Raw genomic sequence first — 20,332 nt, forward strand, 5'->3', positions numbered from 1 at the left:
TAGTTGGACAAGCGTTTCGGCTTGTGAGACTTAATTAGAGTGAGCTATCTATCAATGGGTCTCGCCGGTAAGATGCGCCTCGCCCCGCTGAAGTCGACGGCCCTGATTTCCCTGGCGCTGGCAACGGCCGGCTGCGCCACCGCTCCGCTGGAGCGGGCCGGCTCGCTCAAGAATTACGATCGTCTCGCCGACGCCAATGGCCTGGTGACGCGCGCGCAGATCAAGGCGAACAAGAAGGAGCTGCTCGAGGCCAGGACGATCCGGATCGAGCCGACCGCGTTTCCGCCGCGTCCCGACATCGCCTTCGACGAGAACGAGCGCAAGCTGGTCGCCAACGCCATCAGCCGGGAAATGTGCCTGCGGCTCAGCGAGCGCTTCCGCATCGTTGCGCTCGGCGAGGAGGCGGATCTGACGATCAAGGCGACCGTCACCCACGCCACGGCGACCAACGCGACCGCCTCGGCCGCCTCGCAGGCGGCGTCGATCGCCAAGAGCGTCGCGCTACCGGGCGTCCCGGTGCCGGTGCCACGGTTGCCGGTCGGGCTCGGCACGCTGTCCGTCGAGGCCGAGGCGCGCGATTTCGCCGGCTTCCAGAAGGCCGCGATGGTGTGGGCGCGCGGCGCCTCCTCGGTGTCGACCGCCCGCATGGCCAATGACGGCGACGCCTACGACCTCGCTTCGGAGTTCGGCGCCGATTTCGCCAGGCTGGTATCGACCGGCGAGTCGCCGTTCTCCGGCGTCCCGTCGCTGGCCTCGCTGCCTTCGGTGTCGAGCGTGCCCGCCAAGCTTGGCGGCGCTCCCAAATATGCCGCATGTGAGCAGTACGGACGCTTCCCCGGCCTGAAGGGCTTCGTCGGTGCCGGTCTGGGCCTGCCGCCGGGCTGGACCGACAAGGGGGCCGACGAGGTCAAGCCCGGCGTGCCGCCGCCGGCGCCGGAGATCGCAAGCGTGGAGCAGCAAGCGTCGCGATGAAGTCTGCCGCCTCCTTCCGCGCGATGGTTCCGCGTATCCTGCTCGCATGCGCCGCGTCGCTGCTGCTGGCGGCGTGCGCAGCCGTCATGCCGCGCAACGCGCTGCCGGAAGCGGCTGCCGTCAGCGCCGACCCGGTCGGCTTCCGCAACGTGCGCTACTGGGGTGACGAGCCGGCGCCGCGCTTTGCCGAGGCCGCGATGTCGCGCGCCTCGGCCGAAATCCCGATCTCGCGTCCGCTGAATTTCCTCGCGATCTCCGGTGGCGCCGAGAACGGTGCATTCGGCGCCGGGCTGCTGGCCGGCTGGGGCGAGTCCGGCAACCGGCCGTCGTTCGACATGGTGACGGGCGTCAGCTCCGGCGCGCTGATCGCGCCGTTCGTCTTCCTGGGGCGCGAGCACGATGACAAGCTGCGCGAGATCTTCACCGCCTATGAGCGCAAGGACATCTTCACGGTCAACATTCCCGGCCTGCTGCAGGGCTCGGCGCTGGCCGACAACACGCCGCTGTCGCGGCTGATCGAGAAATATGTCGATCGCGAGTTCCTGCGCGATGTCGCGCGCGAGAGCAGCAAGGGCAGGGTGCTGCTGGTCGGCACCACCAATCTCGACGCGCAGCGGCCGGTGCTGTGGGACATGGGCCGCATCGCGGCCGCCGACACGCCCGAGGCGATCGCGCTGTTCCGCCAGGTGCTGCTGGCGTCCGCGACCGTGCCGGGCGCTTTCGCCCCGGTTCGCATCAAGGTGCGGATCGGCGACAAGGATTACGACGAGCTGCATGTCGATGGCGGCGTCACCCGGCAGGTCTTCATCGGCCCGTCGGTGCTGCGTCTCGTCTCCGGCCGCGGCCCGCGCCGGAGCGTGAGCGGCGCGCATCTCTACGTCATCCGCAACGCCCGCATCGATCCGCAATGGGACAGCGTCGGCGCCGACGTGCTCTCGGTGACGCAGCGCTCGCTGTCGACCCTGATCAAGAACCAGGGCATCGGCGACATCTACCGCATCTACTCGGTGGCGAGGTTCAACGGCATCGACTTCAACTTGGCCAGCGTGCCAGCCGATTTCCAGGCCAAGGCCGACGGCCCGTTCGATCGCACCTACATGACCGCGCTGTTCGATCGCGGCTTCGACATGGGCCGTCGGGGCTATCCCTGGGTGAAGAGCCTGCCCGGGCTGCAATCCAACGAGCATGGCATCACGGCGCAGGGGACCACGCGCACCATGGCAGCGGCCGCGCGATGAGCTTCCGCCGGACCTGCTTGCGATTGACGCGGCCCATGCCCTGGCGTTCAGTGCTCGGGAGCGCGGCGCTGTTGACGTCCGTGCTGCTCGGCGGCTGCGCGACCTCGGGCACGACGCCATCATCCGACACGGCGCAGTACGGCAACACGTACAACTATCTCCCGGTGAACGACGTGCCGCATGACGAGCAGCGTCCGGTGCTGTCGGTGGAGCAGCAGGAAAAGCTGCGCAAGGAGCTGACGGCGGTGCGCGATCGTCAGGTGCCTGCCGCGGCGAAGCCCGTCCCCGCGAAGCCCGCTGCCGCAAAGCCTGCGGCGGCGAGTCCTGCTCCGAAATAGCTGCCGACGCAGATCGGCTCACAAGTGGTCGGGGTACGAACGGGTTGACGCGTCGTGCGTGAGAGGCGTGGTGCCGACCACGTCCGCCGCTGTCGTCCCGGCGAACGCCGGGACGGATACCGCGTGATGCGTGTTGGGTAAGACGGTCTGCGTCGTCATCGTCGCCCACCACGACCGCCGGTGGCTATGGGTACCGGCGGTCGCCGTACGGCGGGGCAAACAATGACCTCACGCCGGCGGCTGAAAGCTCTTCAGCGTGCGGGTCTTGTACTCGTACAGTTTGCCGGTCTCGGTCCAGGACGGCAGGCACATCGGCACGATGAAGTCGGCGACCTGCTCGGGCGTCTCGAGCGTCATCGGGTCTTCACCGGGGAAGACCGTGGCGCGCATGCGGGTGCGGATCGGGCCCGGGCTGAACAGGTTGACGCGCAGCGGCGTGCGCTCGGTCTCGTGCGCCCACACCCGCGCCAGCGTCTCCAGCGCGGCCTTGGTGACGGCGTAGGGGCCGAGATAGGCCTGGGCCTTGTGGGCGGCGCCTGAGGTGAGGAACACGGCGCGGCCGGCGTCGGAGGCCTTCAGCAGCGGCTCCATGCAGCGGATCAGCTGGAAGTTGGCTGAGAGGTTGACGGCGACGACGTCGTTCCACGGCTTCAGGTCGATATGGCCGAGCGGCGAGGACGGGCCGGGCACGGCGGCATTGCCGACGAGGATGTCTAGCTTGCCATGGCGCTCATGCAGCGCGGCGCCAAGACGGGCGATGCCGTCGCTGTCGGTCATGCTGAGCGGCACCAGGGTGGCGCCGTTGCCGGTCTCTTTCCGGATCTCGTCGTCGAGCTCCTCCAGCCCGCCCTGGGTGCGGGCGACGGCGACAACATGCGCGCCGGCGCGCGCCAGCACGCGGGCGGTCGCATGGCCGATGCCGCGCGAGGCGCCGGTGACGAGGGCAATCCGGTTGGCGAGGGGAAGGGTGGTCATGGCCGCTATTCTCTCAGACGTCGTCCGGGCCAGGCGCACGATTGCGCGCCCGGAGCCGGGACCCGTACTCCTCGGCGGTTATGAGGGAGTTGGACCGTCGTGGCTAGTCCTAGCCGCCCAACGATCGCTGGTGGCTATGGTCCTGGCATTCGCAGAGACGACGGGCAACCGCGCATCGCCCCGGAACGACGGCGTGTGGAAAGAGCCTCAGCTCGCTTCCGCCAGCAGCGAGAGCTGCTGCTGGGGCGGCTCGACGAGTGACTGGTCGGTGAGATGGGTCGGATAGCTGCCGGTGAAGCAGTGGTCGGCATATTTCGGCGCTGCCGGGTCGCGGGCGGGCTCACCCATCGCGCGATACATGCCGTCGATCGACAGGAAGGCGAGCGAGTCCGCGCCGATCAGCTGGCGCATCTCCTCGAGCGAATGCGTCGCCGCGAGCAGGCCGCCGCGATCCGGCAGGTCGATGCCGTAATAGTCGGGGTAGAGGATCGGCGGCGACGCCAGGCGGAAATGCACCTCGGTGGCGCCGGCGTCGCGCATCATGCGCACGATCTTGCGCGAGGTGGTGCCGCGCACGAGCGAGTCGTCGATCAGGATGATGCGTTTGCCTTCGATCGCGGCGCGGTTGGCCGAGTGCTTCATGCGCACGCCGGATTCGCGGATCGCCTGGGTCGGCTGGATGAAGGTGCGGCCGACATAGTGATTGCGGATGATGCCGAGCTCGAACGGCACGCCGGAATGCTGGCTGTAGCCGATCGCCGCCGGCACGCCGGAATCCGGCACCGGCACGACGACGTCGACCTCGGGATGGCTCTCGCGCGCGAGCTGGGCGCCGAACGCCTTGCGCACCTCGTAGACCGAGCGGCCGCCGACGACGGAATCGGGACGGGCGAAGTAGATGTATTCGAACACGCAGGGACGTGCCGGCTTCGGCGGGAACGGCTTGTGGCTGTGCGCGCCGGTCTCGTCGAAGATCACGACCTCGCCGGGTTCGATGTCGCGAATGTAGCGCGCGCCGATCATGTCGAGCGCACAGGTCTCCGAGGCCAGGATCGGGCAGCCTTCGAGCTCGCCATAGACCAACGGACGGATGCCCAGGGGATCGCGGGCGCCGATCAGCTTCTTGTTGGTCATGCAGACCAGCGAGTAGGCGCCTTCGAGCGCGCGCAGCGCCTCGATGAAGCGGTCGATGAAATTGGTGCGGCGGGAATGCGCCACCAGATGCAGGATCACCTCGGTGTCGCTGGTCGACTGCATGATGGCGCCGGCGCGCACCAGCTCGCGGCGGAGCGTGAGCCCGTTGGTGAGGTTGCCGTTGTGGCCGACCGCGAAGCCGCCGGCATTGAGCTCGGCGAACAGCGGCTGCACGTTGCGCAGGATCGTGGCGCCGGTGGTGGCATAGCGGACATGGCCGACCGCGGCGTTGCCGGGCAGGCGCTCGATCACCTCGCGGCGGGAGAAGGTGTCGCCGACCAGGCCCAGGCGGCGCTCGCTGTGGAAGCGCGCGCCGTCATAGGAGACGATGCCGGCGGCTTCCTGGCCGCGATGCTGGAGCGCATGCAGGCCCAGCGCAGTGATCGCGGCGGCATCGCTATGCCCATAAATGCCGAACACGCCGCACTCCTCGCGCAGCGTGTCTCCGTCCAGGTCTGGGTCTCTGAGGTAGGCTTGAGGTCCGAAGTCCAGATCCGCGTGAGTATCCGCTTGGGCTTCGCCGGAAGAATCGTGGTGCAGGTCCATCGCGCCTCTCTTCTGGGCTGAGCTCACTTGGCCGCGGGTTTCTCGATCAGCTTCTTCAAGCTGTCGCGGGCAGGCTTGCTGTACCCATCGCCGCCCGCTCCGGGCGACTCGGTGTCAGTCTGGTCGTCGTCCGGCTTGTTCTTCTTGAATTTCTTTAAAATGGTGTTCTCGGGATCATCAGGCAAGAGCGACATCAGCCAATCCCCGGTTCCCTGCAGGACGACGCGGGATTTGGCGCCGGTGACCCAGTCCGGGCGCTGCTTGTCCGGCACCAGCCAGCTGAAGAACAGGAACGCGACCACGACGATCAGCAGGCCGCGGCCCAGTCCGAACAGGAATCCGAGGGTGCGATCCAGCGCGCCGATGCGCGAATCGAGGATCATGTCGGAGATCTTGACCGTGATCACCGAGACGATGAGCAGGGTGCCCACGAAAGTACCGGCGACGACGACGACGCTGGCGACGGTATCGTTGTTGAAATAGGTCTTCGCGGTCGGCAGCAGCTTGGAGAATGAATAAAGCGTGACCAGGGCGGCCGCGCCCCAGGCCGCGATCGACAGCACCTCGCGCATGAAGCCGCGGACCATCGCGAGCAGCCCCGACACCAGCATCACGCCGAGCAGGATGAGATCGAGGATCGTTATCGGCATCGGCTGCTCAGGTCCGCTTCACAGGTCCAAGGTTCGCTTCGAATCGACGGAGGACCGCCCCTCCAGGTGGAGGACAGCGAGGTTCCCCGGCAAGTCCGGACGCTGCACGATCCCGTGTGGGCGACCGGTTGCGGCGTTGTATAGCGGCGAGTCACGCGAACGTCACGGTCCGGCTAGCCGTCCTGGCGGCGGAATCTCGCTGGTGTGGCATTTTTTTCGGCAGGGCGCGGTCCGCGGCGGCCGTGGTCGCCGTCATCGTCGCCCTGCCGGGTCGTCTCATGGCGGGCACGAGGCGTGCCGCGCGCGGCGATGTCGGCCACCAGGCTGGTCAACCCGCCGACGGTATTGAGGCTGAGCCCGGCGTCGCCGCCGGCCTCGCCGCGGGCGCGCTCCGGCAGCACCACGCGCAAAAAGCCGAGCTTGGCGGCCTCCTTCAGCCGTGCCGAGGTCTGCGCCACCGGTCGGACCGCGCCCGACAGCGAAATCTCGCCGAAATAGACCGCATCGGGCGGCAGCGGCGCGTTGACCAGTGACGAGACCAGAGCTGCGGCCGCGGCGAGATCCGCCGCCGGCTCGTTGATGCGCAGGCCGCCGGCGACGTTGAGATAGACGTCGTGGCCCGACAGCTTGACGCCGCAATGCGCCTCCAGCACGGCCAGCACCATCGACAGCCGGCTCGGATCCCAGCCGACCACGGCGCGGCGCGGCGTGCCGAGCGAGGTCGGCGCCACCAGGGCCTGGATTTCGACCAGCACGGGGCGGGTGCCCTCGATGCCGGCAAAGACCGCCGTGCCGGGGCTGCCGAGATCGCGCTCCGACAGGAACAGCTCGGACGGGTTGGTGACCTCGCGCAGACCCAATCCGGTCATTTCGAACACGCCGATCTCGTCCGTCGGGCCGAAGCGATTCTTGACCGAACGCAGGATGCGGAACTGCTGCGAGCCCTCGCCCTCGAACGACAGGACCGCATCCACCATGTGCTCGACGACCCGGGGGCCGGCGATCTGGCCGTCCTTGGTGACGTGGCCGACCAGGATGATGGCCGCGCCGGATTTCTTGGCGAACCTGATCAGCTTCTGCGCCGAGGCGCGCACCTGGGTCACCGTGCCCGGGGCCGATTCCACGGTGTCGGTCCACATCGTCTGGATCGAATCGATCACGATCAGCCGCGGCACGCCGCCCTCGGACAGGGTCGCGATGATGTCCTCGACCGAGGTCTCAGCCGCCAGTTGTACCGGCGCATCCGCAAGCCCGAGGCGCTCGGCGCGCAGCCGCACCTGGGCGACAGCTTCCTCGCCGGAAATGTAGACCGCGCGATGGCCCGCGCGCGCCAGCATCGAGGTCGCCTGGGTCAGAAGCGTCGATTTGCCGATGCCGGGATCGCCGCCGACCAGCAGCACCGAGCCGCGCACGAAGCCGCCGCCGGTGACGCGGTCGAGCTCGGTCATGCCCGACGACAGCCGCGGCGCGTCGATGGTCTTGCCGGTCAGCGATTCCAGCTGGAAGGTGCGGCCCTTGCGCTTGGAGCGCAGCGACACCGGCGCCGAGGTTGCCCCCGTCGTGTCTTCCTCCGCCAGCGTGTTCCACTCGCCGCAGGCCTCGCATTTTCCCTGCCAGCGCGAATAGGCCGCGCCGCAGTTCTGGCAGACGAAGGAGAGTGTGGTCTTGGCCATGAGGTGAGAATCGGTGCGGTCAGGAGTGGGTGGCGTTCCATAACATACTTAGGCCGGCGGCCAGCATGATGCCATCCATCACCACGCGGAACACGTCCGGCTTCATGTGCAGCACGAAGCGCTTGGCGACGAAGGCGCCGGCCATCAGCGAGCCGCCGGCGATCAAACCTTTCAGCAGGATGTCCGGCGTGAGCGCGCCGAAGCGCTGGAAGGTGATGGATTTGGACACGTAGAGCCCAAGCGAACTCGCGGCCTCCGTGGCGAGGAAGGCGCCTTTCGACAGCCCGTAGAACAGGAACAGCGGCACGCTCAGCGGCCCGGTCGAGACCACGATGCCGGTCAGATATCCGATCACGGCACCGCCGGTCGCGAGATGCCAGAGGTTGGCCTTGAGATCGTGCCGCGCCAGCCAGTGCCGCACCGGCACCATCGCCATCAGGAACAGCCCGATGGTGATGTCGACGGCGTGCGACGGCAGGATCAGCAAGGTGCGCGCGCCGAGTGCGGCGGCCGGAATCCCGGTGACCGAATAGGCCGCGCAGGCGCGCCAGTCGACCTCGCGCCACCACGCCAGGATGCGCGACAGGTTCGCCATCACGGCGGCGACCGCCATGATCGGCACGGCCTCCTTCGGCCCGTATTCATAGGTCAGCACCGGCATCAGCATGATCGACGAGCCGGTGCCGACGATACCGGACAAGGTGCCGGCCACGAGGCCGACCGCGAGCACGAAGAGGAAGCCCAAGAAGATCGTCTCCGCGCTCGGACGAGATCTTTCTCCGCGTCGTTGCGAGCGAAGCGAAGCAATCCAGGCTGTGCGTGCCCCTGGATTGCGTCGTCGCGGAGCCTGCCCTCGGGCTCGCCGCAGGCGAGACTCGAGGGGCTCCTCGCAATGACGGAGTCGGAGAGATGCGTCCCGTGGTTAACGGCTCGTTCGAGCCGACTCGAAATCGGCGATGATTGTGCGTCCGCATCATTAAAAGTTGAAGCGTATTCCTCGCAGGTCCGCTGATGTTCTCGGACGATGACGATGAGCAAAACGCCAATGTCCTTGCAGATGCGGCCGTCCATGACGGCAACCGCCGATGCGGAGTTCCCCTGGTTCACGGCTGCGATGCTGGCCATGGAAGCCGGCGAGGTCATCCGGCTCCGGCTGGAGAAGTTCGCGCGCGGCGAAGCCGATGCGGGCGAGGAGGCTGAGCTGATGGTCAGCGAAAAGATCGCCGCAGCCCTGGAGGCGACGGCGAAGCTGATGGCCGGCGCGAGCCCGGCGGCAGTCGTCGATCTCTATCGGGACTATGTCGCGGCCAACGCCGAGCGGCTGTCGGCCTAAGCCCTGCGCAGTCCGATTGCGTTGGACTGCGGATGTCGAGCCACCGAGCGTGGACGAGCTGGTCGAAACGCCGCCGGCTGGGCCGTTTCATGCGTTCAGGTGCGGTGTGTTGCCATTGTGATGAAGATCGGACACCTTCCCGAAACCACCGACTGCCGCTCACTTCCTTTCGCCGGACCGATCGAGTGCGACTGCTCATACGCCTCATGCAACGCGTGCTGGTCGCCGGGCTGGGGATCTTCACGGTCTGGCTGATCGTCTTCGTGGTGTTCGAGACCGCGAACCGCAGGCTGCCCTGGATTGCCGCAGTCGGCGTCAGCTACGCGTTCGCGGCCTATGTCGTTCTGCCACGCGTGATCCGGTTGAGCCTCAGGATTCTTCAGAAGCGGCGAGTGCCCAGCTACACGATCACGGGGGATGGATTGCCCGGCGACCCCGTCAATCTCGCCCTGGTCGGGACGCTCCAACAGCTTCGCGCAAGCTTTGCTGCGGTCGGTTGGTCTGAAGCGGACCGATTGGGCCTGACGAGCTCCTGGGCCATGATCCGCGCCTTTGTCCTCGATGCGCCTTACCCCGCCGCTCCGTTCAGCACGCTCTATCTGTTCGGGCGCGGCCAGGATATCGGCTTTCAGAAAGCCATCGGCAACAGCCCGCGAAAGCGCCATCACGTCAGGTTCTGGGCTGTTGGCCTGGCACACGCAGAGCAAACCTGGAATGCAGGCGATTTCTGGTCCAACGCCGATCAGCCGGCGGTCGATGAATCCGCTCTGTGGGTCGGCGCCGGCACGAAGGACACCGGCCTGTCGTTCACCCGATTGACGTTTCAGGTCACGCACGCCACCGATCCGGATGTCAACGCCGAGCGGGACTACATCATGGCCGAACTGATCAGGACACGATCGATCGAGACCGTGGAGCTGTACAAAGCTGGTCAGAGCCTCCCCGAGCGGGTCAATCACTACGTGACGGACGGAGACATTGCGTTGGCGAGCCTGTTGGTCTCCACCGCAGACGACGACACATGATTTGCCGTCGTCTGTCTAATGGACACGCTGACGAGCCCCTTTCAATGGCGTTCGTTCTGCCCGGGGCCGGGCCAGGAAGGCGGTGCCGAGCAGGACGAGCATCGCCACGGTGACGACAGTCAGGAACGCCTGATCGAAGGCGCGGTGAGCGTGCGAGGTGACGATGGCAGCGAGTTCGGTTGGCAGCCGCTCGGCGGCGATCAGCGCCTCGTCGATGCTGTCGCGCGCAACGGCGGGAATGCCGAGGCCGTCGGGCAGAACCATGAACGCCGTATAGACTCCGGACAGGATGCTCCCGAAAATGCTGATGCCGATCGTGCCGCCGAGCTCGAACGACACCTCCTCGATCGACGCGGCCATGCCTTCGCGGCCTTCAGGCGCGTGATTCATCACGGCGTTGGAGGCGGCGGCAATGGATGCGCCGAGCCCGAGCCCGTTGATCGCGATGCAGACCAATTGCAGGGCCAGATTGGCGTTGTAGCAGAGCAGGTAGCCGGCCGCGCCGATGCCGGCGATCAGCAACGCGCCGGACATCGTGGTGGCGGCTCCCACGCGGCGGAGCATGAGGCTCGCGAGCGGGCCGCCGATGAAGGCACCGAGCGGCGCCGGCAGGATGTACAATGCCGCCTGCAGCGGCGAGTAGCCGAGGACCAGTTGCAGGCGCTGGCTGATCGCGAGCTCCGTCCCCGCAATGGCAAGTGAAGCCACGATCGCGGTGATCACGCTGAGCGTGAACTCGACGTTTCGGAACAAGGTGAAGTCGAGCAAAGGATCATCAAGACGCAATTGACGGCGTACGAACACCGTCAACATGATGACCGTCGCGACAGCCGTGCCGGCAATGACGACATAGGAAGACTGGCGACTGCCGAGCTCCTCGACGACGTAGGCGAAACCAATCAGCCCGGCCATCACCTGCACTGAACCGAGGAGGTCCCAGTCGCGCTGAGCACGATCGGCCGGTGCAGGAATCAGCAGCAGGCCGGCGACCAGCGCCAGGACGACGAGCGGCACGTTGATCAGAAAGACCGAGCCCCACCAGAAATATTCCAGCAGGACACCGCCGACCAAGGGGCCGACCGCAGCCCCGCTGGACGCAACGGCTCCCCAGATCGCGATGGCGAGCGCCCGTTCGTGGTCATCGGAGAAGGTGATGCGAATGATCGATAGCGTCGCCGGCATCATCAGCGCGGCGCCGATCGCGAGCAGGACGCGTCCGCCAACCAGGATCGTGGCGGTCGGCGAATAGGCGGCGACGACCGAGGCCAGTCCGAAGACGATGAGGCCGGCGACGAATGTCCTCTTGTGCCCGACGCGGTCGCCGAGCGAGCCGAAGCCGGGAAGCAGGCCGGCGACGACGAGCCCGTAGGCCATGACGATCCACAATTTCTCCGAGGCGGTTGCTCCGAGCTCATGGGTCAGGCTGGGCAGCGCCGTATAGAGCACAGTCATGTCGACGACGACGAGCGCCAGCGCGCCGGAGACGGTCAGGAGGATCAGCCAGCGAATGCGCTTCGACGTCGGCGAATCCGCCGGCGGAAGACTCTGGTCAGTCCGCGCATTCGCCATCTCGTGCACCGTCATCATTCCCGTTCAGAGTCCGTCGCGATGTGTGATCCGGCCGTTCATCATCGTCAGCTGAACGTTCACCTTGCCGATCTCGTGTGGCCCGACATCGAACAGGTTCTTCTCGAGCACGATCAGATCGGCCAGCTTCCCGACCTTGATGGAGCCGATCTTATCCTCCATGCGCATCTGATAGGCTCCGTTGATCGTGTAGCCTCGAATGAGCTCCGGCAGGCTCAGGCGTTCGGTCGCGGGCGGATGGACCAGGCCGTCGGGCTTGCCGGGCTCCTGACGCGTATGGCCGGCCTGCACCGCCTCGAGCGGCTTGACGACGACCTTGGAGCCGGTCGCCAGGGCATCCATTCCGAACGACACCGTGACGCCTTGGTCGATGAACGTCTTGAAGGTGTACATGCGGCTCCAGCGTTCCTCGCCGTAGAGCTCGCGGATGCGACGCTGGCTCGTGTCCGGCACGCCCCACTGGATCTGGGTGTTCGCGATCACGCCGAGCTTTCTGAAGCGCGCAATGTCCGAGGGCGCAGTGAGGAACGCGTGGCAGATGGTATGGCGGCGGTTGCCCGGGCCATGCTTGCCGAACGCGGCTTCGTATCCATCCAGGCTCATGCGGACTGCGGCGTCGCCGACGGTGTGAAGATGCGTGTCGATTCCCTCTGCATGCGCCTGGCGCAGGATTCGGTTCAACACGGGCGCTGGCAGCAACGGTTCGCCGCGCCAATCCGGACTTCCGGCATAGGGATCGAGCAGATAGGCGGTGCGGGTCAGCTCGGTGCCGTCGACGAGCAGCTTGAGCACCTCGGCCTTGACCAGCGGCGTGCGATAGCGCTTCCGGTACGCCCGAATGATCGGCAGCGGATCGACGTTGGGATCATTGTGATAGAGGCAGCCGATCACGCGTTGTAGCAGCTTGCCGCGCCTCTCGAGGTCGACCAGCATGTCGAAACCGTGATGCTGCTCGGTCGGCCAGGCGCTGAAGCCGGCATCGAAGAAGGTAGTGATGCCGGCGGCCGCCAGCTTGGGCTGCCATTCCTCGATGGCGGCGGCGGTCGACTTGAGGCCGAACGGTTCGATGCCGTGCTTTTCGAGCGTCTTCAGCACCGCGAACAGCGCGGGCACTTCCAAAATGAAGCCGGTCGGCGCGCCATTGGGATCCTTTTCGTACCAGGAGGAGCCGGGTACGACGTCGCGTGGGGTGGCCTTCGTGATGCCGGCCATCTCCAGCAGCTTGGAATTGACCCAGTAGCTGTGCAGATCGCAACTGACGAGCAGGACCGGCCGGTCAGGGAAGATCGCGTCCAGCGGTTCCTTGCGCGGACCCGAGGCCGGAAACGCGCCCGCGATCCATCCGAAGCCGAGAATGAACTTCTCGTCGGAATGCGTCTTGGCGTAATCACGCAGAATCTCGTAGATGCGCTCGGGATCTTCCTCGTTGACCCAGGCGCCGCGGGCAAATGCCAGCGTGCAAAGATGCCAATGCGCTTCGACGAAGCCCGGCATCAGCATACGGCCCTTGAGGTCGATGACCTCGGCCCCGCGTCTGCCAAACTTCATCGCTCCGGCATCGTCGCCGACATAGACGATCTTGTCTCCCTTGACGACGACGGCCGCCGCCCAGGGCTGCGAGTCTTCCACCGTGTAGACGCGCCCGCCGCGAAACACGGTCGTGCGGTCGGAGGCGGCCCAGGCCGGGATCGACCCAGCGGCCGCGAATGCTGCGGCGGCAGCCGTGGTTGCAACCATCCGGCGACGGGTCAGTCCGCCGCCCTCCGGCTTCGACGCCGCAAACAGCGAACCGATGGCTGAGCCGCATGCAATGCACATCGTCCTGCTCCGAAAAGCCTGCGCTCCGCGTGAGCTGCATCATCTTCCAATCGAACGTTAAACTACGTCTCTCCGCGCCTTCCAGGATTGACCGCGATCAAGTCGGACTCAAGCGAGGGCGAGCGTGCGTACGCAAGCCGAAGTTCTGTTTGCTGATGGCGAAAATTCAAATCGAATCCCTTCGGACAGGATTGCACGCCGCCTTGCGACTCGCGGCGGCAGAGGCCGTTCGATCGGAGCAGAATCATTTTGGAAACAGGAAAGCCAGACTCGCCCGAAGCTGCCAATGTGATGCCTGGTCCGGCTTCAGCAGGTTGTAGTAGACGCCCACCTCGGCATTGATCGGCTGCTTGTCGACCATGAAGAGCTTGCCCACGCCGACGCCGATCGGGACGACCCAGCGATCATTGCCCTTCGCGAGCCAGTTCGCCGTGATGATGGGACTCGAGCTGATGTAGGACCCGTCGGAGAAGTTGTAGGTCACGAAGTACTGCAGCATCATCTGGTTCACCGGCGCGCGGTCGCTCGGACCGGCAAACGACCAGATGTTGTTGGCGAGTACCCCGAGCACCCACGGACCCGGCATGGTCAGCGCGACGAGGGTCGGACCTGCGCTCCATTTTCCCGAACCGAGGGCGGGATCGGTCGCCGACGGATAGGAAAAGGTCGGGCCGACACCCCAGATGAGGGCGCCCGAATGCGACGGGGTGAGCGCGAAGATCTGGTTGATGTCGCCGACCCCGCCGATCCGGCCCTGCTCAGGGGAGAAGCGCACCTGGGCGATGCCGGGAATGGTCGTGCGCGTCACCAGATTCCAGTCGGCATTGAGCTCGAACGGGATGACCGGCTCGATCTTGAAGACGTCGGCGGTCTGCCGGTACGGGCCCGTATTCGGCATCGCGATGTTCTCGAGGCCGACGCTGATCGTGTCCGCGATCGGGTTCTGCGCCGCCTTGGCCAGATCTTCGAGCGACGGCGTCCTGGCCTGCTGTGCCAGGGCGCCGGAGTCATGGCAGAGCGCCGCGATCAGGAGCGACAGAACCACACGTCGAAAAGCTCTCGGAATCCTTGTCGACCTCGCTGTCGAAGCGCTGCTCTGGCAGCCATTGTCTCGCGTCCGCACCGTATGGCCCCGCTTGCATCAGGTGAAGGTCGGGAAACGCTCGCCCGCGAACAGGGAGCGCCGAAGACGGGACCAGTTGGACGCGAACTGGAACGTGTCGAGATCGGTGTAGGTCTGGCCGATCACCTGCATGCCCGCGGGCATGCGGTCCCCGACCAAGCCAAGCGGGACATCGACGACCGGATAGCGGTTGAGCAGGTTCCAGTGCCACGTCAGCGCCAAGTTCAGGCCGGTGCCCACCCACGGGTCCACCTTGTTGTCCTTGCTCTTGAACATGTCGGCCCCGACAAGAGGGGTTGCCATGGTCGGCATGAGCAGGATGCGGTAGCCCTTGCCGAACACGCGCTGCTGGACCTGGCGGTGCAGCCGCTGCAGCAGCTCCTCGGCGTCTTCGGCCTGGCGCGGTCCGACCGGGCCGACCTGGTCGAGCATTTCGGTCATGTAGGGCGAGAGCTGATCGCGATGCGCATTCGAGATCTCGATCGCGGTGCCGATGGAGGTCGACATCAGCCCACGGATGAAGACCATCTTGTGGGCCTTCGTGAAGCCGCAATCGACCTCGTCCACCGTGCAACCCGCGGCGCGCAGCGCCGCGATGCCTCCCAGCATCGCAGCCTTCACGGACGGGATGGCCTCCGCAATGCCGGCGCCCCAATCGACGGCGATGCGCCACCCGGAAAGGCGCGGATAACGGGTGGGATAGTCGAGGCGAGGGCGCATCGCGGCCATCACCCGCTCGGACGGACCGACGATCGCGTTCTGGAGGCGGACGAGGTCGTCGAAGCGCCGCGCCATCGGGCCCGAGGTCGAGAACGGGATTTCCCCGCCGGCCACGCGTCCGAACGGCGGCCTGAAGCCATAGAGGCCGCATTGTGAGGCGGGAATTCGGATCGAGCCGCCCATGTCGGAGCCGAGGGCGAGCGTCGTGAAGCCCGCGGCCAACGCCGCGCCGGACCCCGCCGACGACCCGCCCGGAGAATATTCGAGATTCCATGGATTGCGCGTCGTGCCCCAGGCGCGGGTGGATGCGCCGAGGAAAAGATAGAATTCCGGCACGGTCGTCTGGAACGGCATCACGGCGCCGGCCGCCTCGAGCGAGTCGATGATGGCCGCGTTCTCCGTTGCCGGCGGCGAGTCCTTGTAGATGAGCGAACCCTGTGTGGTCCGCCAGCCCGGTCTGGAGAATTCGTCCTTGATGGCCACCGTGATCCCTTCGAGCGGCCTCGGCGTGCCGCGGCGATAACGGTCTTCGGACTGCTTGGCCTCCTTCATCGCCTGGTCGAAGTGCTCGTAGGTGATGCAATTGACCTTCGTGTTGTAGGCTTCGATCCGCTTGATCTGCGCCTTCAGGAGATCGACCGGCGACGCCTTGCGGGCCCGGAACATGGCGGTGAGGTCGGCGACCGATGCGTAGCAGAGCGGATCGGCGGACTCGGCCCGCGCGGCCGGCAAACCGAGTTCGGACGCGACCAACGCCGCTCCCGCGCCTTTGATGAGCATTCGTCTGTCGATCATATACGCCTCCGTATTTCCGGGAATCGGTCCGAGTATTTCGATCTGATCGTGAGGTGACGATCCGAGAAAGACGCAGGATTCAGCTTCGCTGTTCGTGGCTACTGGCCGTTCATGACGGTCATCAGCACCTCAATGTTGGGCCGGCATCGGCCGCGGCGAACGCCGCGCCTGTCTGGAGGAGCGGGAGTCGTGACAGTCCGGCCCCGTTGGCGGAGTCTCAAGCTGGAGCAGACCGCGAAATCTCGGCCAGTTGCATGCGACATACATGGATTCACCTTTGCACGCTCTGCGGGAAAGACACTATTCCCGATTCCGCGGATCGTATGAACTCGGGGGAACTACGTAGTGCGTGCGAAGCGTTCGCATGAGCTGCGCGTGTTCGAGACGAATAGGTTAGAATGATTGTCAATTCGGAATAACTCCGCGACTTCGAAGCGGAATCGCCATTCGAAGCAAGCAGGCCGCATCACATTGTGAGGGACGCCGGCCTGCGTATCGTCCAGCTTGCGATTAGGTCGCGAACTCATCCGATCTGCAGAGTTCAGCTCATGGCAACGAAATCGATGTAACCTGCACGTGCGCGATTCGTCCGGCTCTGCGAGCGTGACCCCTGATCTGGCTGCATCCGTGTCGCAACCGGCGGTCCCGCTTCGCTCGGCAAGGTGCTCTCATGATCTTGCTGCTGGCCGTGATGCTCCAACCGAAGTGCGACGGCAGACCGACGGAGTGAAGAATGTTCACACTGGTACACGCAGTGACTTGGCTCGTCGTCGGCTTGATCGGCGGCGGCCTTGCCGGAATCCTGGTGAAGCGCCGCCGAGCGGGTTTCGGGCTCCTCACCAACATCGGATTGGGATGCGTCGGCGCCCTCATCGGTGGTGTCCTGTTCAACCTGTTCGGGTTGTTTCCAGGCATGGGCAGCATCGTCATTTCGCTGCGCGATGTCGTCGCGGCGTTCGTCGGCTCGCTCGTCCTGCTGGCGGCGATCTGGCTGTGGGGCGTCGCGCGCGAACCGAGTCCGCGCTGAGCCCGCGGGGCTGTCAGCCTGGGTGACGCGCGGTCTCCGCGCGCCAGTCGCGCGGGCGCATGCCGAAGCGCTGCTTGAAGCGGCGCGTGAAGTGCGACAGATCCGAAAAGCCCCAGTCGAAGGCGATGCGGCCGATGTCGCGGCCGCATCCGGCGGGATCGCGCAGATCGCGCGCTGCGCCATCGAGCCGGCGCTCCATCACCAGCTCGGAGAAGCTGGTGCCGGCGCGAGCCAACAGCTTGTGCACATAGCGCTCGCTGATCCCGACGACAGATGCGATGGTCGCCACGGTCAGGCCGGGCTCGCGCACCCGCTCGTGAATGGCGCGGCGCAGCGCCAAGGTCGTCGCATCGGCAAATGAGGTGGTCGCATGCGTCTCGCGGCGGCCGCGGCGGGCCAGGCTCAGCGCCACCAGATCGAGCAGCACGCCGAACAGCGCCGATGCATCGTCCGGCGCGAGCCGCAGCGCGTTGGCGTTGAGGGAGCGCGCCGTCTCCACGATCAGTGCGCCGACGCACGGGTCGTCGGACAGCCGCGTCGGCGCGATGTCCGGCACCGCCGGCAGGCGGCCGAACAGCGCATCGGCTGGGACGCGGAACGAGATCACGCCGAGCGACGGCCCGCGATCGTGCTGCAGCACGAAGGTGCGGTCGCTGTCGAAGATGCCGACCTGTCCGGCGGACAGGCTGACATCGCATTCGTCCTGCAGGATGGTGCAGCGGCCGGCGAGCTTGAGGTTGAGATAGAAGCAGCGCTGGGTGGAAGCGGCGATGTCCGTGCGCGAGCGGCGGACGATGTGCTCGGGAAAGCTGACACGGTTGATGGCGCCGCTCCCGACGCTGATGCTCTGCACCTCCGCAGCGAATCCGATGCCGCGCGCCGGCTCCGGCGTCAAATTCATGAAGGCCTGGCAGATCGCCTCGCGGTAATACGAGAACTGCTCCTCCGGCCGCACCGCTGCCGTATTCCAGCTCCGCTGCCGTTCCGGCTCGGCGCCCATCGGTTCACTCCGAGACCAATCGGGTTCAGTTGCAGCCAAGCGCCGCGGGCGCGGTCCGGCCCATAGTCCTTGCACCGCCTTCCATCGTGCAAAGGAACGTGATCATGTCAACCTACGTCCTGGTCCATGGCGCCTGGCATACCGGCGCCGAGCTCGAGCCGGTCGCCGCGCCTATCCGCTCCGCCGGCCACACGGTCCATCTGCCGACCATCCGCGGCAACCGCCCCGGCGACGCAAAGACCATCGGACTCGACGAGGCGATCGCCTCGATCTGCGACTACTTCACCCAGCACGACATCACCGACGCCGTGCTGATGGGGCACTCCTATGGCGGCATGGTCATCACCGGCGTCGCCGACCGCATCGCTCAGCGCATCCGGCGCCTGGTCTACTGGAACGCGTTCGTGCCCAACGACGGCGAGTGCCTCAACGACATGGTGCCACCGCACTATGTTGCGCTGTTCGACGCGGTGGCGGTGGAGCGCGGCGACGGCTCGGTGGTGCTGCCGTTCCCGGTCTGGCGCGAGGCCTTCATCAACGACGCCGATCTCGCCACCGCGACGCGCACCTATGAGATGCTCAATCCGCATCCCAACAAGACCTTCACCGACAAGATCACGCTGCGCACCAATCCCGCCGAGATGGCAATCGCGAAATCCTACATCAACTGCACCGAGGACACGGCGCTGCCGCACAGCCTGCCATGGCACCCGCGCCTGTCCGGCAAGCTCGGCCTGTTCCGGCTGGTCCAGGTGCCCGGCAGCCATGAGCTGTGCTTCTCCGATCCCGGCCGGCTCGCGCAAGCGATCATGGATGCGGGCCGGGACTGACGGGGCGCCGTCACGCTCTCGGTGTGACGCCACGCGGTGATGATTCCAGGTTGTGATCGGCGTCACATTCGCCGGGAGCGCGATCGGCCAGACTGATCTCCGATGATTGCAGCTCGGCGGGGCATCCATCCTCGCCGCACCATCGGAGAACGCGTCATGGCCCAGCTCCATCTGACGTCCCCTCGGGGTCTTGCATCCAAGACATCAGCCGCGAAAGCGCCCGCGCGGCCGGCCGCGACCAGGGCCGGCTGGCTCGCGATGGCCGCCGGCGTGATCACGACCGTGTTCGCTGCGATCGGCGCGGTGAACAGCGTCATTCCCGCGGCGTCGAACGTCGGCGCGGCCGTGCTCGAAGCGCTGAATGTGCCGGCCTGCCTGTCCTATGCCGATCGCTATGACGGCACGCAGAGCAGCTTCCGCAAGGAAGGCCAGCTCTGGCGCGAATATCCGCGCGGCTCGGAGACCTTCAGCTACGAGTTCAGGGAGATCCGGCGCACGCGCCAGGAGATCATGCTGTGGAACGTGACGCCGCGCCCGAACGTGCCCGATGCCGCGAGCCTCGTCGTACACCTGCCGGTGTGCGGCGGCATGGCGGTGCTGACCGAGGGCCTGCCGGAGCGCGCGACCAACCTGCAGCAGACCTGGCCGGACCGCGGCTGAAGCTCCGACGCGCGCGACCTTCGGACTATGTCAGCTCGATCCACGCCGGCGCGTGATCGCTGGCGCCGTCCTCGCCGCGAATGGCGCGGTCGACGCCGGCCTTGGCAAGGCGCGGCGCGAGTTGCGGGCTCAGCAGCAGATGATCGAGCCGCAGGCCGGCATCGCGCGGCCAGCGGTTGCGCTTGTAGTCCCAGAACGTGAACATCGGCGCCTTCGGATGCAGCGTGCGGATCGCGTCGCACCAGCCTTGATCGACCAGCGCGTGAAAGGCGGCGCGGCTCTTCGGCTGGATCAGCGCGTCCTTGTCCCAGGATTTTGTCGGGTAGATGTCGAGCGTATCAGGCGCCACATTGTAGTCGCCGGCGAGCACGACCGGCAGGTCGTCCTTGATGAACTTGGCCGCGTGCCTGTGCAGCCGCTTGAACCAGGCGAGCTTGTGGTCGAATTTCGGCCCCGGCTGCGGATTGCCGTTCGGCAGATACAGACAGCCGACGACGATGCCACGCACCGCGGCCTCGATGTAGCGCGCCTCGTGATCCCCGGGATCGCCGGGCAGGGCGGTGCGCGTCAGCACCGGCTCGGCCTTCCGCGCCAGGATCGCGACCCCGTTCCAGGTCTTCTGCCCCTGCCACACCGCGCCATAGCCGGCCTTGGCCATCGCATCGACGGGGAAATCGACCTCGGTGCATTTCAGCTCCTGCAGGCAGACGATGTCGGGCCTGGCGGCGCGCAGCCAGCGCAGCAGATTGGGGAGCCGCCGCCGGACATTGTTGATGTTGAAGGTCGCGATCTTCATGATGCCTGTTGCGGTGGGGATGGTCCGGATGA

19 protein-coding genes are annotated in these 20,332 nt (G+C 66.3%); 8 read left to right on the forward strand and 11 right to left on the reverse strand.

Features of this window, described 5'->3' with window-relative positions; translation table 11 throughout:
• Positions 1 to 39: 39 nt before the first annotated feature.
• From ACQR2C_RS07585 to ACQR2C_RS07595, 3 genes are read left to right on the forward strand one after another with little or no spacing between them, the layout of a single operon-like run.
• A complete protein-coding gene (locus ACQR2C_RS07585) occupies positions 40 to 972 on the forward strand; it encodes a DUF3313 family protein (protein ID WP_315800330.1) in 933 nt (310 codons plus the stop codon).
• On the forward strand, positions 969 to 2,210 hold the full coding sequence (locus ACQR2C_RS07590) for a patatin-like phospholipase family protein (protein WP_316215620.1): 1,242 nt from the start codon (positions 969 to 971) through the stop codon (positions 2,208 to 2,210). Before ACQR2C_RS07585 ends, ACQR2C_RS07590 begins: the two co-directional genes overlap by 4 nt.
• Positions 2,211 to 2,245: 35 nt before the next feature.
• Positions 2,246 to 2,548, forward strand: coding sequence for a hypothetical protein (locus ACQR2C_RS07595; protein WP_316180963.1), 303 nt, complete (start codon positions 2,246 to 2,248; stop codon positions 2,546 to 2,548).
• A 228-nt stretch (positions 2,549 to 2,776) separates the two neighbouring features.
• On the opposite strand, the gene ACQR2C_RS07600 is transcribed toward ACQR2C_RS07595, so the two are convergent.
• The 5 genes from ACQR2C_RS07600 to ACQR2C_RS07620 form a co-directional block, all read right to left on the reverse strand.
• A complete protein-coding gene (locus tag ACQR2C_RS07600; RefSeq protein ID WP_434880847.1) occupies positions 2,777 to 3,523 on the reverse strand; it encodes an SDR family NAD(P)-dependent oxidoreductase in 747 nt (248 codons plus the stop codon).
• A gap of 207 nt (positions 3,524 to 3,730) precedes the next feature.
• Entirely contained in the window at positions 3,731 to 5,263 is a 1,533-nt protein-coding gene (purF, locus tag ACQR2C_RS07605; protein WP_316180960.1) for an amidophosphoribosyltransferase, read from the reverse strand.
• A 23-nt stretch (positions 5,264 to 5,286) separates the two neighbouring features.
• On the reverse strand, positions 5,287 to 5,913 hold the full coding sequence (locus ACQR2C_RS07610; protein WP_315712460.1) for a CvpA family protein: 627 nt from the start codon (positions 5,911 to 5,913) through the stop codon (positions 5,287 to 5,289).
• A gap of 173 nt (positions 5,914 to 6,086) precedes the next feature.
• On the reverse strand, positions 6,087 to 7,586 hold the full coding sequence (gene radA, locus ACQR2C_RS07615) for a DNA repair protein RadA (RefSeq protein WP_316180959.1): 1,500 nt from the start codon (positions 7,584 to 7,586) through the stop codon (positions 6,087 to 6,089).
• Positions 7,587 to 7,605: 19 nt separating this feature from the next.
• On the reverse strand, positions 7,606 to 8,331 hold the full coding sequence (locus ACQR2C_RS07620) for a sulfite exporter TauE/SafE family protein (protein WP_316180958.1): 726 nt from the start codon (positions 8,329 to 8,331) through the stop codon (positions 7,606 to 7,608).
• 285 nt (positions 8,332 to 8,616) lie between these two features.
• On the opposite strand from ACQR2C_RS07620, the gene ACQR2C_RS07625 reads away from it, so the two are divergent.
• Both ACQR2C_RS07625 and ACQR2C_RS07630 read left to right on the forward strand, forming a co-directional pair.
• A complete protein-coding gene (locus tag ACQR2C_RS07625; protein ID WP_315800323.1) occupies positions 8,617 to 8,919 on the forward strand; it encodes a hypothetical protein in 303 nt (100 codons plus the stop codon).
• Between the two features lie 206 nt (positions 8,920 to 9,125).
• Positions 9,126 to 9,944, forward strand: coding sequence for an LssY C-terminal domain-containing protein (locus tag ACQR2C_RS07630; protein ID WP_316180955.1), 819 nt, complete (start codon positions 9,126 to 9,128; stop codon positions 9,942 to 9,944).
• 15 nt (positions 9,945 to 9,959) lie between these two features.
• Here ACQR2C_RS07630 and ACQR2C_RS07635 read toward each other — a convergent pair whose 3' ends face one another.
• From ACQR2C_RS07635 to ACQR2C_RS07650, 4 genes are all read right to left on the reverse strand, one after another.
• Entirely contained in the window at positions 9,960 to 11,531 is a 1,572-nt protein-coding gene (locus ACQR2C_RS07635) for an MFS transporter (RefSeq protein WP_434880848.1), read from the reverse strand.
• Positions 11,532 to 11,537: 6 nt separating this feature from the next.
• A complete protein-coding gene (locus ACQR2C_RS07640; protein WP_434880849.1) occupies positions 11,538 to 13,349 on the reverse strand; it encodes an amidohydrolase in 1,812 nt (603 codons plus the stop codon).
• Positions 13,350 to 13,593: 244 nt separating this feature from the next.
• Positions 13,594 to 14,394: a hypothetical protein gene (locus ACQR2C_RS07645; RefSeq protein WP_434880850.1), complete on the reverse strand. Its 801-nt coding sequence runs from the start codon at positions 14,392 to 14,394 to the stop codon at positions 13,594 to 13,596.
• A gap of 96 nt (positions 14,395 to 14,490) precedes the next feature.
• Complete coding sequence (locus ACQR2C_RS07650; protein ID WP_434880851.1) at positions 14,491 to 15,987, reverse strand: amidase; 1,497 nt, start codon at positions 15,985 to 15,987, stop codon at positions 14,491 to 14,493.
• 733 nt (positions 15,988 to 16,720) lie between these two features.
• Here ACQR2C_RS07650 and ACQR2C_RS07655 point away from each other — a divergent pair.
• Positions 16,721 to 17,014, forward strand: a complete 294-nt coding sequence (locus tag ACQR2C_RS07655; RefSeq protein WP_316215629.1) for a GlsB/YeaQ/YmgE family stress response membrane protein — start codon at positions 16,721 to 16,723, stop codon at positions 17,012 to 17,014.
• Positions 17,015 to 17,027: 13 nt separating this feature from the next.
• Here ACQR2C_RS07655 and ACQR2C_RS07660 read toward each other — a convergent pair whose 3' ends face one another.
• Positions 17,028 to 18,014 carry a helix-turn-helix domain-containing protein gene (locus tag ACQR2C_RS07660; protein WP_434880852.1) on the reverse strand — a complete coding sequence of 329 codons (987 nt, stop codon included), beginning with the start codon at positions 18,012 to 18,014 and terminating at the stop codon, positions 17,028 to 17,030.
• 104 nt (positions 18,015 to 18,118) lie between these two features.
• On the opposite strand from ACQR2C_RS07660, the gene ACQR2C_RS07665 reads away from it, so the two are divergent.
• Positions 18,119 to 18,844, forward strand: a complete 726-nt coding sequence (locus tag ACQR2C_RS07665) for an alpha/beta fold hydrolase (RefSeq protein ID WP_434880853.1) — start codon at positions 18,119 to 18,121, stop codon at positions 18,842 to 18,844.
• 156 nt (positions 18,845 to 19,000) lie between these two features.
• Entirely contained in the window at positions 19,001 to 19,504 is a 504-nt protein-coding gene (locus ACQR2C_RS07670) for a hypothetical protein (RefSeq protein ID WP_316180941.1), read from the forward strand.
• Between the two features lie 25 nt (positions 19,505 to 19,529).
• Here the strand turns inward: ACQR2C_RS07670 and ACQR2C_RS07675 are convergent, their stop codons facing one another.
• Positions 19,530 to 20,300 (reverse strand): exodeoxyribonuclease III, encoded by a 771-nt coding sequence (locus tag ACQR2C_RS07675; protein ID WP_434880958.1) that lies wholly within the window; start codon positions 20,298 to 20,300, stop codon positions 19,530 to 19,532.
• Positions 20,301 to 20,332 lie beyond the last annotated feature (32 nt).

Source organism: Bradyrhizobium sp. HKCCYLRH3061 (assembly GCF_051168015.1).
Taxonomy (GTDB): domain Bacteria; phylum Pseudomonadota; class Alphaproteobacteria; order Rhizobiales; family Xanthobacteraceae; genus Bradyrhizobium.